The sequence below is a fragment of the Rhodopirellula islandica genome, assembly GCF_001027925.1.
Taxonomy (GTDB): domain Bacteria; phylum Planctomycetota; class Planctomycetia; order Pirellulales; family Pirellulaceae; genus Rhodopirellula; species Rhodopirellula islandica.
On record NZ_LECT01000044.1, the window covers coordinates 1 to 15317 of the forward strand.

At 55.8% G+C, this 15317-nt stretch carries 10 protein-coding genes; 6 read left to right on the forward strand and 4 right to left on the reverse strand.

Going from position 1 to position 15317, the window contains the following annotated elements:
- The 3 genes from RISK_RS21165 to RISK_RS21175 form a co-directional block, all read left to right on the forward strand.
- Nucleotides 1-2063, forward strand: a 2063-nt coding sequence (locus RISK_RS21165) for an Ig-like domain-containing protein (RefSeq protein ID WP_047816335.1), incomplete at its 5' end; no start/stop codon positions are given.
- Nucleotides 2060-5023: a response regulator gene (locus RISK_RS21170; protein ID WP_047816336.1), complete on the forward strand. Its 2964-nt coding sequence runs from the start codon at nucleotides 2060-2062 to the stop codon at nucleotides 5021-5023. The genes RISK_RS21165 and RISK_RS21170, both read left to right, overlap by 4 nt.
- A gap of 214 nt (nucleotides 5024-5237) precedes the next feature.
- Nucleotides 5238-6518, forward strand: a complete 1281-nt coding sequence (locus RISK_RS21175) for an HD domain-containing phosphohydrolase (protein WP_047816337.1) — start codon at nucleotides 5238-5240, stop codon at nucleotides 6516-6518.
- Nucleotides 6519-6832: 314 nt separating this feature from the next.
- Here RISK_RS21175 and RISK_RS21180 read toward each other — a convergent pair whose 3' ends face one another.
- Entirely contained in the window at nucleotides 6833-7759 is a 927-nt protein-coding gene (locus tag RISK_RS21180) for a class I SAM-dependent methyltransferase (protein ID WP_047816338.1), read from the reverse strand.
- A 253-nt stretch (nucleotides 7760-8012) separates the two neighbouring features.
- Between RISK_RS21180 and RISK_RS21185 the strand changes: the two genes are divergently transcribed.
- Nucleotides 8013-9110, forward strand: a complete 1098-nt coding sequence (locus RISK_RS21185; protein WP_236696539.1) for a tyrosine-type recombinase/integrase — start codon at nucleotides 8013-8015, stop codon at nucleotides 9108-9110.
- Nucleotides 9111-9338: 228 nt separating this feature from the next.
- On the opposite strand, the gene RISK_RS21190 is transcribed toward RISK_RS21185, so the two are convergent.
- The 3 genes from RISK_RS21190 to RISK_RS21200 are packed head-to-tail and all read right to left on the reverse strand — an operon-like array spanning nucleotide 9339 to nucleotide 12091.
- Nucleotides 9339-10313 carry a DUF1559 family PulG-like putative transporter gene (locus RISK_RS21190; RefSeq protein WP_160311475.1) on the reverse strand — a complete coding sequence of 325 codons (975 nt, stop codon included), beginning with the start codon at nucleotides 10311-10313 and terminating at the stop codon, nucleotides 9339-9341.
- Between the two features lie 19 nt (nucleotides 10314-10332).
- Nucleotides 10333-11181 carry a carboxylesterase family protein gene (locus RISK_RS28400; protein ID WP_053061259.1) on the reverse strand — a complete coding sequence of 283 codons (849 nt, stop codon included), beginning with the start codon at nucleotides 11179-11181 and terminating at the stop codon, nucleotides 10333-10335.
- A complete protein-coding gene (locus tag RISK_RS21200) occupies nucleotides 11165-12091 on the reverse strand; it encodes a MauE/DoxX family redox-associated membrane protein (RefSeq protein WP_150122656.1) in 927 nt (308 codons plus the stop codon). Before RISK_RS21200 ends, RISK_RS28400 begins: the two co-directional genes overlap by 17 nt.
- A 1408-nt stretch (nucleotides 12092-13499) precedes the next feature.
- Here RISK_RS21200 and RISK_RS32310 point away from each other — a divergent pair.
- Together RISK_RS32310 and RISK_RS21210 are read left to right on the forward strand one after the other, a co-directional pair.
- Nucleotides 13500-14486, forward strand: coding sequence for a hypothetical protein (locus RISK_RS32310; RefSeq protein WP_160311476.1), 987 nt, complete (start codon nucleotides 13500-13502; stop codon nucleotides 14484-14486).
- Nucleotides 14479-15288 carry a hypothetical protein gene (locus RISK_RS21210; RefSeq protein ID WP_047816343.1) on the forward strand — a complete coding sequence of 270 codons (810 nt, stop codon included), beginning with the start codon at nucleotides 14479-14481 and terminating at the stop codon, nucleotides 15286-15288. The genes RISK_RS32310 and RISK_RS21210 overlap by 8 nt, the downstream gene beginning before the upstream one ends.
- Nucleotides 15289-15317 lie beyond the last annotated feature (29 nt).

Below are 15317 nucleotides of genomic sequence, written 5' to 3' on the forward strand. Positions count from 1 at the left end.
AACCCGCCCTGAACGTGACCGTCAATGTCGACGACACCGCGCTGGGCGCGGGCATCGACTCATCGACCAACTTCACGTTGACCGTCACCGACGTCAATGAAGCCCCCACGCTCGGTCTGGCCAATCAAGTCACCACGATCAGCGAAAGTGCGGACCTGTCGTCCGGCATGAAGGTCGCTGACATCGTCGTCACGGATGATGCCCTCGGCACCGAAACGCTTGCGCTAGTCGGAGCCGATGCGGCCTTGTTCCGCATTGATGGCACAGAGCTCTGGTTGATTGACAACGCCACGCTCGACTTTGACAGCAACAGCGTCCTCGATGTCACCGTTTCCGTGGACGACAACACGGTGGGTAACACGCCGGACGACAGCCAAGCGTTTTCGATCAACGTCACCGATGTGAACACCGCCCCGGTCGTTTCGCTGAGCCAGAGCGGCGACTCGTTGCCGGAATCCACCGCCACCGGTTCACGCATCAAGATGGCCGACATCATCCTCACCGATGATGGAACCGGCACGAACACGCTGTCGCTGTCAGGCACCGACGCCGGGCTGTTTGAAATCGACGGCACCGAATTGTTCTGGACCGGTGACTCGGCCCTCGACTACGAATCAAAACCCGCCCTGAACGTGACCGTCAATGTCAACGACACCTCGCTTGGCGCGGGCATCGACTCATCGACCAACTTCACGTTGACGGTCACCGACGTCAACGAAGCCCCCAGCTTCACCTTGGATTCCCCTCTGACCTTGGTGACCGAAGACGAGGATTTGTCGAGCGGGCTCAAAGTAGCGGACTTGTTGATCACAGACGATGCGATCGGATCTGAAACCTTTTCACTCCGTGGCGATGATGCCGCGTTGTTTGAAGTGATTGGAACAGAACTGAGACTCAAAGCGGGAGTCGCACTCGACGCCATCACGAACCCAAACTTGGACGTGACCATCGACCTGGATGACGCCAGCCTGGGTGGTGGTCCGGAAGACACGCAAACGCTGCAGATCCAAGTCACCACCACGAACACACCACCGACGCTCAACAACTGGCAAAACAGTTCGTTTGTCGGCCAGACCATGGAGATACCTGCCTCCGTGTTTGCGGGGCTATCCGACGACGTGGATGGTCAAACGCTGACGGCTCACCTTCATTCAGGCCCATCCATTGGCACCTTGGACCTGCGCACCAACGGCGGATTCACCTTCACGCCGCCTCCTGGATTCATTGGTTCCATCACCTTTGAATGGACGTCGCACGACGGACGCCAACACAGTGCTGCTGCGACGGCCACCCTGACCTTCCTCCCCATTCCCACCATCCCGACGCCTCCTGCACCACCATCGCCGGATGATGGGTCAGGGTCCAATTCGGATGCGTCTGATAGCGACCAAACGGATTCCGAATCCGATTCCGATAGCAAAGACGATTCCGAAGACAGTTCCAGCGATTCGGAATCCGAATCCGATTCCGAAGCGGAATCAACCGACGTCCCAGTCGGCATTCCCAATGCTGTCACCGGCCCGGATGGAAGCGGGCAACCAGGATCCCAATCGGCTGGTGCCGAAGAGACATCGTCGGAACTCGAACGCATGAACGCCAGTGTCAACGAGGCTCGGCTTGCGAACGAAGCTGCTGAACGCGAGCACGAATTCGCGAGCACGCAACTTGCACTGGGCCACTCGAGCGGACGCATCCAACGTTTGGATCTGGATTTCGACTTTGGCTCCGATGGTGCCACCATGACATCCATTGATTACGCCCTGATGAGCCAACCGGGTGAGATGTGGGACCAACTGGACAACTACCAACAAAAGGTCAACTCACAAATCAATGGTGACTTGATCGTGGTCGGCACCGCCGGTGCAGCCGCCTCCAGTGTGACCGTGGGTGTCGTTGCCTGGGCACTGCGAAGTGGATTGCTGTTATCAGGTTTGATCGCCCACATGCCCGCCTGGAGTGCCGTGGACCCGTTGTTGATCATGCAAGGGTTCTCTGGAAACGGTGACGGAGAAACTCTCGAAGAACTCATGGACCGCCACGATAAAGCGATGACAGACGAATGATGAGCCTCTATCAGCGTATCCCGATTCGCATTCGGATTTCACTCGGTCTGGTCGGTCTGATGGCTGGCAGTCTGCTGGTTGCCAGTGCCGCCGGTTTCTTCCCCAATGAACAGGAAGAAATCCTGCACGGCCGTGCGCGATTGTGCGAGTCGTTGGCGATCAGCGGCACCGCCATGGCCAGTCATGGGCAAGTCGATTCGTTGCGGGTCACCCTGGAATCGGTCGTTCACCGAGACCCGCAGATCAACTCGATTGGCTTGGTTTCCAGTGAAGGACAACTGCTTGTCTCTGCCGGGGAACACGACGACTTCTGGGACGAAAGCCTCGAAGACGACGTCAATCAGATGCGTGTCCCGGTGTTTCGCTACGGCAAGCAGTGGGGCGAACTGCAGGTTGCGTTTGCCTCCACCGGCGGTCTGTTTGGTCTGAACTACTGGGCCCCCGCTTGGTTGTTGATCGTTCTGATCCCCGCCTGCCTGATTCAGTTTTCGTTCTTCCTGAAGAAGACGCTGGAAAGCCTGGATCCCTCCGGTGCCGTCCCCACCCACGTTGAAAACGCATTGGACACGATCACGGTCGGATTGGTCCTGCTCAATTCACGAGGCCGAATCCTGTTCACCAACCGGCGCCTGAACCAATTGCTCTCGCAAGAACCTGCGGAGATGACCGGCAAAAAGATCGACGACCTGGAATGGCAAGCGCTCGCCGACAGCAATGAATTGTTGCCCTGGGAAGAAGCCAAGCAGAACGATGATTCGGTCATGGATCGAATCCTTCAATACGACAACAGCGGTCGCATGCTGACGTTCAGCGTCAACTGCACTCCGATCGCAGGCCAAGGTTACCTGGTCACCTTCGAAGACATCACCCTGATCGAAGAAAACAAAGTCGCACTGGCAAAAGCCCGTGACGCCGCGGAAAACGCCAACGCGGCCAAGAGTGACTTCCTGGCCAACATGAGTCACGAGATTCGCACGCCGCTCAACGCCGTCCTCGGTTTCACCGATGTGCTGCGCCGAGGGTTGGTTTCCAGCGGTGATGAAGCGGTTGACCACCTGAACATGATCCACCGCTCCGGCGCCCACCTGTTGGAACTGATCAACGACATCTTGGATCTGTCCAAGATCGAATCGGGACACCTGCAAGTCGAATCGATCGACACCAATCTCGACGACATCGTCACCGATGTTGCCAACACCTTGAAGGTCAAAGCCGATGAGCAAGGCCTGGAACTGAAAGTCGATTTCCGGACCGCCATCCCGCGAACGATCCAGTCCGACCCGACCCGACTGCGCCAGGTCGTCACCAACTTGGTCGGCAATGCGATCAAGTTCACCGAAAGCGGTTCCGTCTCCATTGTGACCTCCTTGCTGAAGACACCTTCGAACTCCATCGAAGGCTTCGACCCCATCATTCGAGTCGACATCATCGACACGGGGATCGGAATGACGCCGAATCAACAAGCCAAAATCTTTGACTCGTTTGTGCAGGCCGACAGCTCCACGACGCGCAAGTTCGGCGGCACCGGGCTGGGGCTTTCCATCAGCCGCCGGTTGGCCGAAGCCATGGGCGGAGCGTTGACGGTGCACAGCGAAGTTGGCATCGGCAGCACCTTCCGCGTCGAAATCCCAACCAGCGTCGCCAATCTGCAGGACATGATCAGCCCCGAAGAATTGACTCGCTTGGCACAAGAGAAATCGGCCGGTGAAGTCAATTCCGAATTGCTGCGTTTGCCTTCCAAACGCGTCCTGGTCGTCGACGACGGGGAAGCCAACCGCCGCTTGATCGAGTTGGTGCTCAAACGGGCCGGTGCGGTGGTGTTGACCGCCGAACACGGACAAGAAGCCCTCGAGATGATCGAACAAGGCCATCAAGCCAGCGATCCGTACGCACTCGTGTTGATGGACATGCAAATGCCGGTCCTGGACGGGTACTCCGCCACTCGACAACTGCGAGCACAAGAGGACAAAACTCCCGTCATTGCCCTGACCGGGAACGCCATGCGTGGTGACCGTGAAAAATGCATCGATGCCGGTTGCGACGACTTCCTCACCAAACCGGTCAACTTGGACGAGTTGCTGCAAATGGTTTCGGAGTACCTCGGCCCGGTCGACCCAGGAACCTTGACCAACGCCAATGTTCTGTCATCCCCCAATGTCCTCTCCCCTGAAACAACGTCTCGCTTGGCTCACAGCGGGCTGAGTGGCATCGCATCGCTGCCGTTGACACCAGTCACTCCCGCCACCACCACACTCTCATCGTCCGCGATTGTGCCGACCTTGCCGATGGACGACGAAGACTTCCGCGCCATCGCCGGCGACTTTGTCTCGCGTCTGCAAGCACGCTTGGACGGCATTGAACGGGCCATCGAAGAGGCCAAGTTCGATTTCGTTCACGGCGAAGCCCACTGGCTCAAAGGTGCCGGGGGAACGGTTGGCCTGGACGTCTTCACTCAACCCGCACGCACGTTGGAACAAGCCGCCAAGGACGAATCGGCCGGCAACGCCCAATCGATCCTTCAACAAATCCGCGAATTGCACAGTCGGATCATGATCCCGGGAATGGACACGCTGTCCCCACCCGACGCAGACGGCTTGACCGACGCGTCCCACACTCCCCTGGATCCGATGCAAATCGTCAATCCGATTCACTGCACCCTGCCCCTGGAAGACCCTGATTTCCATGCCATCGTCTCGGACTTCATCGTGCGACTCGATGCACGATTGAAGGACATGCGATCAGAATTGCACTCCGAACGATTTGAGGAATTGGGACTCAGCGCTCACTGGCTGAAGGGAGCCGGCGGAACAGTCGGCTATGGCGACTTGACCCAACCATCACGGGAATTGATTGATGCCGCACTGGCGTCCAATTTCGACGAATGCGAGTCCTGTCTGTCACAAATCGAGGCCGTGCGTCGCCGCATGATTCTTCCAGGCCCCGTGCCACACACCGTTTGATCCCACGAACCGGAAGTTCCCCAGGCATCAGCGCCTTCGCACACTCGTTTCCCTGCACCGCTGCAACCGTTGTAACCGCACAGGTCGGTCGGGGGGCAAAAAGCAATCCGCGACATTTTCAATCGCTTGATCGTTCGCTGCACGCCGTGAGGCATGTTTAGGAACGACATCTGTTTCACCACGTTTTGAAACCGCTTCCTTCGGAACAAACTCAATGCATGCTCCTAGCACCTCCACCGACACCGCCATCTTCAGCGCGCCGGTTGTCCCAGGAAGTCATGGTGTTCTCCCGCAAGGAAACTCAGCCAAGCCTGTCGCGGCGTTGCCCGGCAAGGTCATGATTGTGGACGATGAGATCGCCAATGTCCTGGTCGTGAAGAAGTACCTGGAACGAGCCGGCTACCGCGACTTTGAAACCACGACCGATTCCACGTCGGCGTTTCGGATCCTCGAAACCAGCATGCCAGATGTGCTGTTGCTCGACATCAACATGCCCAACGTCGATGGCATCCAAGTCTTGGAGCGGGTTCGACAAGACCCCCGTTTCAAACACCTGCCCGTGTTGATCCTCACCGCCAACACCGACGAACGAATCAAATTGGTGTGCTTGGAATTGGGCGCGACCGACTTTTTGCTCAAACCCGTCGACCCAATGGATTTGACGCCTCGCGTTCGCAACTCACTGCAAAACAAAAACTTCCAAGACCGACTGCAACACCACGCCGCTGAACTCGAACTCAAAGTCGAACAACGCACCCGGGAACTCGAAGCCTCCCGTCGCGAAGTCATTTACTGCTTGGCTCGCGCCGCCGAAATGCGTGACAACGACACCGGCAACCATGTGATCCGAGTGGGACGCTTCGCCGGAATCATCGCCGCCGGAATGGGATTGCCCGATTGGTTTGTTCGCGACATCGAAATGGCCGCGCAGCTGCACGACGTGGGCAAGATCGCCATCCCCGATGCGATCCTGTTGAAGCCTGGCAAACTTGAACCAGAAGAGTTCGATGTGATCCAAAATCACGTCAAATTCGGGCACCAAATCATCCAACCCCACACCAGCACCGATGCTCGCCGGATGCGAACCCACGTCGAGCTCGGCGCCGACATGCTCAGCAACGGCAGCGCGCTCATGCGACTGGCCGCCAGCATCGCGCAAACCCACCACGAGAAATTTGACGGTTCGGGATACCCGCTCGGATTGGCCGGAAACGATATCCCACTCGAAGGCCGAATCACCGCCGTCGCCGATGTGTTCGACGCACTCTCCGCCGAACGGCCCTACAAAAAAGCCATGCCCCGCGAGAAGTGCTTCTCCATCCTGGAAGAAGGCCGCGGCACCCACTTCGATCCCGACGTCTTGGACGCCTTCTTCGAATGCACCAAAGAGATCGTTCGCGTGCAGCTCGACTACATGGATCACTGCGAACCCACGCCCGCGACCACCACGGCCCAACCCACGACCACGGCCCCGCCCAGCAACAACGAAGCCTAAGCAGGTCGGCAGGAATGATCGGGCATCATCATGTGAGCCATTCGGCGTTCACCCCGGTTGGACGTGGGAGCAACGACGCTTACCCAAACAGTCCAAATGCCGAAAGACTCCTGCCTACCTGCCTAACAGGCTTCGCCCCGGCTTTTCCACTCGCTGCACAGGGGCAATCCTCCCGTCCCAACCCGCCGCGTCAGCAAGATCGCTCGACCGACTTCGCTAGCGTTCATTCACCGTGTTGGCTGATGCTATCCCAACCCGAATGCGTCAGCGAGGGACCAGGCCCCCTGCAGGGCATCCCACGGCCACCGACACAACTAGCGTTCGTTCCAAACGCGAACAAAGAACCCCGCGTCCAGTTTCCGGCCTGCCTGATCTGGCAACCGCAATCGCCCGGTCTCGAACTGGAGCGTCCCTCCTGGTCGGACCACGCTCGGAATTCTCTCCGCCAAGTACGTCTGCACATCGACCTGAGTCACGTCCGGCGAATGCCCCGTGATCAGCAATCGAAACGCATCCGGTTCCAGCAACTTCAGGCTGTCGTCGATCAACGGCCACACATCGCGAGCCAATCGCCACGCCTTGCCGCTGGGACCGTGCCCGTACGCCGGCGGGTCCATCACAATCGTGTGATAGCGATTTTCGCGGCGGACTTCTCGAGCGGTGAACTTGACCGCATCATCGACCAAGAACCGGATCGGTGGATCCTCCCATCCATTCACCTTGGCCGCGTCGCGAGCCGATTGCACGTTCGGTTTGGCCGCGTCCACATGAGCGACCACGAAGCCCGCCGACACCAGCGCCATCGTGGACGCCCCCGTGTAAGCGAACAAATTCAGAGCCTTCGGGCGATCGTCGGCCGAGATCTCTGGCAACGCATGCGTTCGCAGCCAATCCCAATTGGACTGTTGTTCCGGGAAGACGCCGATGTGCCCAGCGGGAGTCGGCGCGACCGGCATCCGGAATCCGCCACACTCCACGCTGCGTCCCGGTGTCCACTCCACCCGATGATTCCAACGTTTTTCATTTTCGTCGAAACGGCTGGCCACCACCTTCCACCGCGCTCGTTGCCTGCTGGCGTGACCCTCCGCGGCGGGCGAAGGTCGATCGATCAATCGACCTGCAACCCGTTCCAATTTCCGCCCGGCACCAAAATCAACCAGCTCGTACCGATCATCCGTGCGGCCACCAGCCATCCCCGAGGGAGGTGATTCAGTCGAGCGAGAGGGATCCGAAAAGTTCATGGCGAGCAGTGTATCCCCAACCTCCCGCCTCGTGTCCCCAGGGCAAATCAATTGTTCACTCCCAACCCGACCGCGTCAGCGAGGGACCGGTCATCCTGCGGAGATTCCCGCGCTCACCCACCAACCATCCCCCATCCGGCAATCGACTCTTGTCACACCGCGGCGCGGAAGTTAATCTTTCCGCCACGAAGCCCCTGATTCCGCCGCGAGTCCCACTCGCAGCGGAATCAGGCCCTTCGGGCGATTAGCTCAGTTGGTTAGAGCGCTGCTTTCACACGGCATCGAGAAACCATCGAAATTGCTTGCTTTTAGGCACTTCCACTCTGAGAATGCACGTATCAGTGCACGATTCCAGAGGGAACCTATGCCACGCAAACCAAAACCCTACTTCCGCAAGCAAACCAAAACCTGGTACTTCTCCACCGGCGGAAAGCAATTCAATCTCGGTAAAGACCGTGAAGCCGCGTTCACGAAATTCTACGAGATGATGGCCGATCAAGAGTGCCTGACGGTTTCGTCTGACACGCTCTACGATCTGTCCCAAGCCTATCTCGACTGGGTGCAAGCGAACCGCAAAGCCAACACCTACGACAAGCACAAGCACTATCTTGCCAGCTTCATTGGCAGTGTTGGCAAGCGGCTCAAACCGGTGGGACTCAAGCCGTTTCACTTGACCCAGTGGACGAACAAGGACAGTTGGAATTCCAGCAGCCGCCACGATGCCATTTCGATCGTCGGCCGAATGTTGAACTGGGCCGTCCGTGAAGGCCACCTCTCGTCTAATCCGATTGCCGGCATCAAGAAGCCGAAGATGAAGCGGCGAGAAATCGTCTACACAGCCGAACAGTGGATCCAGATCAAAGCTCATGCGACTGGTCCGCTGATTGATTTGATCGATTTTCTATGGAGCACAGGATGCCGCCCAAAAGAAGCACGCACCATGGAAGCCCGGCATGTGCACGAAGACCTCGTCATCTTTCCCCCGATCGAGTCCAAAGGTGAGGCCGATTCCCGCGTCATTTTCATGGCACCAGAGGCGAAAAACATCGCTCAAAGGTTAATCAAGCTTCATCCGACAGGGCCGATTTTTCTGAATAGCCGCGGAAATGCGTGGACGAAAGACGCCGTGGTTTGCAGGCTTAGGAGGATTAGCCGAAAAGTTGGTTTCCGAGTAATCGCATACGGCGCCCGGCACAGTTACGCAACGAATGCGTTGATCCGATCCGTGGATACGGTGTCACTTTCCCATTTGATGGGGCACAAGGACACGCGGATGATCAACAACTACGCTCATCTCAGCCAAAACACGAAATTTTTATTGCAGCAGGCGATCGCGGCCCAGGGTAGCTGATCGACAGCTTAACGTTGGTTGCTGAGCATCTTGATCCAGTCACAGACCTCCGATCTGTATCGGAGAAGGCTTTGGCGGTTAAATGGAAAACGTTCTGACGTCTACCAGCGGTAAAAACTCGTCCCAAAGAAAAAGGCTTGATCGCAACAACTTGCAGCCTTCGCTAGCAATCCGCTTGTGATCTAGATCCCACCTGTAGATCTGAAGCCGAATTACAAGCGAACGATACTATTCGAGTTGCCGGGTTGATGCGTCGGCCATTCCTCCAATCGCCTCTAGCAAGTCCAGCTCGATTGAATCTGTAGTGAACCGAACCGCACCGTCGGCGGTCACAATATTTAGACCACCAGTATGATGGCTGCCTGGCGTTTCGAAATGAGGCTTGTTTGGTGATCTGCAACCGTCACCGCATAGAGAAAAGTGTGTTGAGACTCCGCCTGTGGCCCAACCATCGTGACTGGTCGTTTCGTAATCTCCGTCATCGAGACGCTGAAGCTCTCCAAGCATTACTGTTTGGGACAAACCATCTAGGATCTCAGAGAACTTCGTTCCGTGATTCATTTTGTAGAAGATGCCTTTGAATTCAGAAAAGGTTCGTCCTTGGTAGTCCGTCTGCCAGAGTTCGTGAGAGCCGCAGTTGTGGTAACCATTCGTCGAGCCTAGGCAGGCACCATAGTCATTTCCGCCAGAAAGCCAACCGCGGAACATGATTGTGGGATTGTCTACCGAACTGCGTCTCGAGGGGCAGTAAAGAATTGGAAGGTCCAGCCGAGCAACCGATTCGTTTCCCACAACACTCGTCGAAAAATCCCACTTCTCGTATGCAGACGCTAGCTCAACGTGGGGCAGCAACGCCAGGATCCAGCTTGTCCCATGATGCCCGTCTCCTTGGGCAGCTTCATGCCAAATATTTGCTGCAGGTAAAATCGTTGCGGACCCGCAAACTGGCACGAGATGAATCTCTCGGGTCATAACGACGGGAGGCGGCAGCGACTTGAATGCGGTCTGGTAGTTATGCAGGCCCAATGCGAGTTGACGCAGGTTGTTTTGGCAACTTGAACGGCGCATTGCCTCACGTGCGGATTGAACCGCAGGTACGGTGATCGCCACTAAGACACCGATGATGCTTATCACCACCAATAGTTCAACAAGAGTGAATGCGTGTTTGGCTCGTAGCTGCGACCGGCATTTGTAATGACTCACTCTTCCTCCCCTCAGGTTGTCACTGCTTGAACAGCCATTCAAGGTACTTATTCGAAGGCTGCCTGACAACTTGAAAACTGTTGTGGCCAACGTTCTCCAGAATGGTCAACTTAGCTTTTCCGTTTGCGGCCAAGGCCGCGTCGACCATTTCCTGCGATTGCTCGGGAGGAACGACGCCATCGTTTTCACCGTGGATAGCCCAGACGGGAGTGCGGGCGATCGCGTCCGCCGCGCTCGGATCACCACCGCCGGCGACGGCAATGCAGCCGGCGAATCGATCCGGCATCTCCGCTAGGTAGTGCCAACAACCGTAGGCTCCCATCGAGTATCCCACCAGATAGATCCGAGACTCGTCGACCGCTTCTGATTCGACCAGTTCCATGATGATCCCAAGCACCGCACTTTGAATATCGAGCGGACCGCTCGATCGCCAATTTAGATTCTCAGGGCATTGCGGGGCGATCACGTAACAAGGCTGCGACGACTGGAATGATGGTTCGACGAGGAAGGTGCCCAAGGTGCTCAATTGAGCACGGCAATCGTTGCCCCGTTCCCCCGACCCGTGCAGCACGATAATCAGCGGCGCTTTTTGGGCTGCTTGCAAATCGGGCCGGAAAAGCAGGTAGGGCAGAGTGGCCTTTGCTTGTCCAGGTGCAGCAAAGCCCTTCGTTTCGTAACGGGACGCCTTCTGCTCGATACGCCAGTCGGCCAGCGATTGCTGACCGGATTCCCACAGACCGGGCGCGAACCAAAGAACAACATCCGCAGCGAGCCAGACCAGAAACAGTTTTAGGAACAATCTTCTGCGTCCATCGCTGGCCTCGCAAGTCGCACTAATTGCATCGGCGTCGCTATTCATCGGCAGCACCAAACAACTTTCGGATCCAGTCGTTTGTTTCAATCAATTCGGACGCATCCTTACCGGTCGCAACGCCGACGACAATTCGGTCCCGCACAGCAATAAAAGTCGGTGCGGCGATGAAGGGTTCTTCGGTGTCCTCCCAAGTGATCACAAATTCATCGCCCGCACCAATCGGCATCGGCGAAACCTCGTTCGGCATGACGGTCCATCGGCCCTCCGCTACGGAAATACCGATCACGCTCAATGCATCGCGTTGGCCTGCGTTCCGAGATTCCCACTCTGCCGCCACCTCGCGGCAATGCTCACAATCTGGCCTTAGCATCACAACTAATGCATCGCCCGTCGCAGGCATGGCTTCGGCAAATTTCTCGTCACAGAGTAGCGGAAACCACATCCCGATCAGGTTATCGCCAAACCACGTCGGAATTTCGTTAGGGCTACTGATCCGCTCAATCTGCCACATCGTCCCACCAGCGGCGAGCAAACCAGCGGTAACTGCAATGCCAGCCGGCATAAACAAGTGGCGTCGCAGAAGATTAAAGCCTTCGCGAAGTTGATGCTGTCCCAGCCCGCGACTGCAAAGCAGCAGCCCAACTACCGCCAGGTCGACGATCAAAGGCACACCCTTCGGTGTTCGTGCCCCGAAACAGCCGCAGTCGGCTTGAGTCAACCACGCCCACGCAGCGATGCAAGCAAGCGCGGAAAACACCAGCAAAGCAAAACGATGGGCAAAGCGTGGCGGTGCCATCGCGATCAATACTGCGGCGAACACCTCAAACCCAACCGCAAGCGAAAGCCGCACCGGCGATGCGAGCAAACCGCCCGACCCCAGAACCGCTGACGCACCAAGCATTTTCAACGCAGCAGTCAGCATCAGAAGAACGCTTAGGCAGATCCGCCCCGCATCGAAAAGCATTGCTTTGAAACCTGCCCATGTTCTGAACGTTTATTTCAGGATCTGCCGTCCGCCAAGGTTACCGTATATTTGCAACTATCGCGATGACAACGAACCCGCACGAACGCGTGTCGCAGGAAGACAACGCGTGTCGCGAACTTGATTGAACGTTCTCGCAGGCACCGGACAGGGCGACCGACACGTCGAACTCACCGGAGCGATTTAGTCGATTGCCCCAAACTGCGTGTTGCTGGCTTGTGACATCGGTTTTCTTCGGAGGCACCGGAACAAAGCCCTTCAAGCCAATAATCAGCGTTTTGGCACGCCCCACACCTCAGCGAGAATTCCCAGCGGTTGACCGAACTGCACCTCGTGCAATAGACTGCCGTAGCAGCAGCGATTCCAGAAGCGGCCCTCCTTCAGGATTGCTCTTGCTAAAGATGTCGTTTGGGCATTTGGGTGCGAAAGTGGGAGCATCCAATCGGTTCGGTCTTCTATAGGTTTTAGTTGCTCTTACAGTAAAAAATTATGTCGCACTCGAAAAAATCAAAGGTTCTGTGCTTGGCCCTGGGAATATGCGCCGCTGTATTGTGGAAAGCGGCGATTTCCGCACAAGAGTCACCACAAAGATGCGAGCCCCCGAAGACCTATCCTACAGGCCCTGACCCCGCGGGTGAATGTTGGTTCAATCCTATTTTGCAAGATTGTGGAATGGCGCCCGGCGCAGATGAACACTGCGGGGATTTTGTCGACCAAAATTTTGACGAAGGTACATGTGTTGACTCGGTGTATAATAACTCCTGTTCGACGACCGATGACGAAGGGGAACCGATTGAAGAGAATTTAACCATCATTACAGGAATCGAAACATGTTACGGAGACGGGGACGGCGGGTGCGAATGTGTTTATTATCTTCCAGTACCGCCTAGGACGCGTGTCGAAACGGTTCAAGGCTGCCGTACGATCGAACTGGGCGTAGCGTCAAGCGGTTTCCAAGCGGAGTCAAAAGCCTTTGTTGCGCTGATTTCTTTGTAAAGCCATCAGGACGAAGTGGAATGCGGTCCATGCCCCTACGCAGGGTTACAGGAGGTGCACAACTTGTTTCTGCATGTAAAAGTTAATGGCGTTGACTGCATTACCAGTGGGTGTGTATGGATAAAAAGCCTTCAGTCCTCGATTCTAGTCCATGCTTTACAGCTTGCTTGGCACAGCCTGCCTAGCGGTTGCATTGGCACTTCAAATGCAGTCCCGGAGTTCTTTCGTAGGTATGCACGCTTTCTCATCTAAAAACGTTTGCTCAAGATTCGAGCCTCCTGGGCGGGTCACGATTCCGCTCGGGGTGGTCCTATCGGCGATTCTATTTGTTGGACCGTCTGCTTGCGCGGAGGCCCCCGTGGGAATCGAGCAAACTTGGTCCAACTGGAGAGTCTTGCCTGCGACTGCTGATGTTTTACTGCTCCGGTATTCTCGTTCTCCCACGGAGCCAGTTTCCCCTTCTGAATTCGAGGCCCTTTTGGCTGCGAAAAACCTTATGGTTGCGGACGAGAGGGACGAGTTTCTGCGATCGCTTGACAAGGACCTGGCGCCAAACGAAAGCACGATGTCATCGACTAGGCTGCTTCTAAGGGGAGCAAGCGTGAAGGTGGTTGACAAGCATGACTCAGGTAGTCTTAGTTCACTCAGAACTGGCGACACTGATATCCTTTCGACTGACCTTAAGAGTCCAGAAAGCAGTAATTCCCAGATAGCTTTGTACCCAAGCGGAGGTCTTGGTCTGCGATCCCTGAAAATAAGTGACTTGTCTTTCGTTCTTTCGCAACGTAATTCCCGGCTTATTAAAATCCGAGAAAACACGTCATCCAGTTCGTATATCGTAGGGGACTTAAGGGAAGTGGTGGGTGGCACCGTTTCTGAAGCCGTGGTTTCGATTGAGCGAGATACTGCACTCGTGGCTAGCTACAGAGCCACGGTTCGTTCGGATGAAGGTGACGAAGGTTCAGTTCCGTTTTTTCGCCGGTTGATCTTCCAAGAGAACCTAGTGGACGATAGCCGAGAGTCGCCTCTGCCCCAGTTATTTGTAAAGGCTGATTTTCGCAAGGATGTGTTAACCATGCTAACGGTGAATTTGATTAGCTCCTCGGTTATTGATGGACTTATTGAACCGGAGTCATTTTCGGTTCCGGTTGATGAGGGGGCGGTTGTCGTAGACAGCAGGGAAAGCCTCTCAAGACCTAAGGTGTATGTTGCCAGCCGTGGCGATTCCGATGTTATCAAGCAGGCTGATCGAATGGCTGAGCCTACAGTAAATGTTATTGAAAGACCCGCGGCCAGAAGATTATTCCTCCCTTTGTCCGCTGGAGTTGGAGCTGCTCTCTTAGCCGCTTTCCTTTTTCTGGGTCGCAAGAGAAGTGAATAAGATTGCTGGGCCGGCATGGCATCGCTGGCTTTTCTGTATTGTTTTTGTTGTATTCGCTACTTTCGTGACGCTGGCCTTCCCCATCCGGGGTTCGCGAGAATGCGATCCTTTGATTGGGACTGAAGACCGGGCTGTTACGATTTACAGATTGCTTCAACCCGATTCAACCCTCTCGGAAACCTGCTTTACTTTTCCGTTGACACTGCGGGATGCAGGCTGCCCTGCTCGAAAGCTCAAGTATATGGGAATGAGCTGCAGCTGCGCGTCAGTTTATGCTGATCAACAGAAGCTATCGAAAGGTGACGCAGTTGTTGTAACTCCTGCTGAGCAGCGGAAAATTACAATGCTGTTGCCTGCAGTCGATCGCCCTACGGTTCGTTCGGTCAGTGTCGTGCTGCAGGATTCTGAAAGGTCGAATATTGTCTTGAAGTCCTCTTTGGTGCTCGTTGCGCCAATCTCAGTTTCGCCAGATGTTATTGACGAGATCGTGTTTGACGAAACAGGGCAATGCGGGACTTTCTCGTTAGATGCCAAGGTTACATCGGTTTCGAAGCTTGCGATTGGGGAGTTTAGCATTAATATTTCTGACGAGAGTGTTCACCTAATGAAATTGGAGTCAATTCGAAGTCAAGGTCTTAACGGAGATGCTCTAGTCTCTGAGACTTGGAGGTTAGCTTTCAAAATATCTGACGTCAAATCTAAGCCAGTTTCTTTTTATATTTCGCTGGTCAGCCACGAGGGGGTGGAGTTGGGTAAGGCAAAGGCTCTATTGAGGATTGACAAGGCACTGGAACGCCTGTGACTTTAGTCTTCGAGCGATGTTCGGAAATG

Excerpts from the sequence above, each read along its gene's own strand:
- RISK_RS21170 (WP_047816336.1), top strand. The coding sequence starts at position 2,060 with ATGATGAGCCTCTATCAGCGTATCCCGATTCGCATTCGGATTTCACTC.
- RISK_RS21175 (WP_047816337.1), top strand. The coding sequence starts at position 5,238 with ATGCATGCTCCTAGCACCTCCACCGACACCGCCATCTTCAGCGCGCCG.
- RISK_RS21180 (WP_047816338.1), bottom strand. The coding sequence starts at position 7,759 with ATGAACTTTTCGGATCCCTCTCGCTCGACTGAATCACCTCCCTCGGGG.
- RISK_RS21200 (WP_150122656.1), bottom strand. The coding sequence starts at position 12,091 with ATGCTTTTCGATGCGGGGCGGATCTGCCTAAGCGTTCTTCTGATGCTG.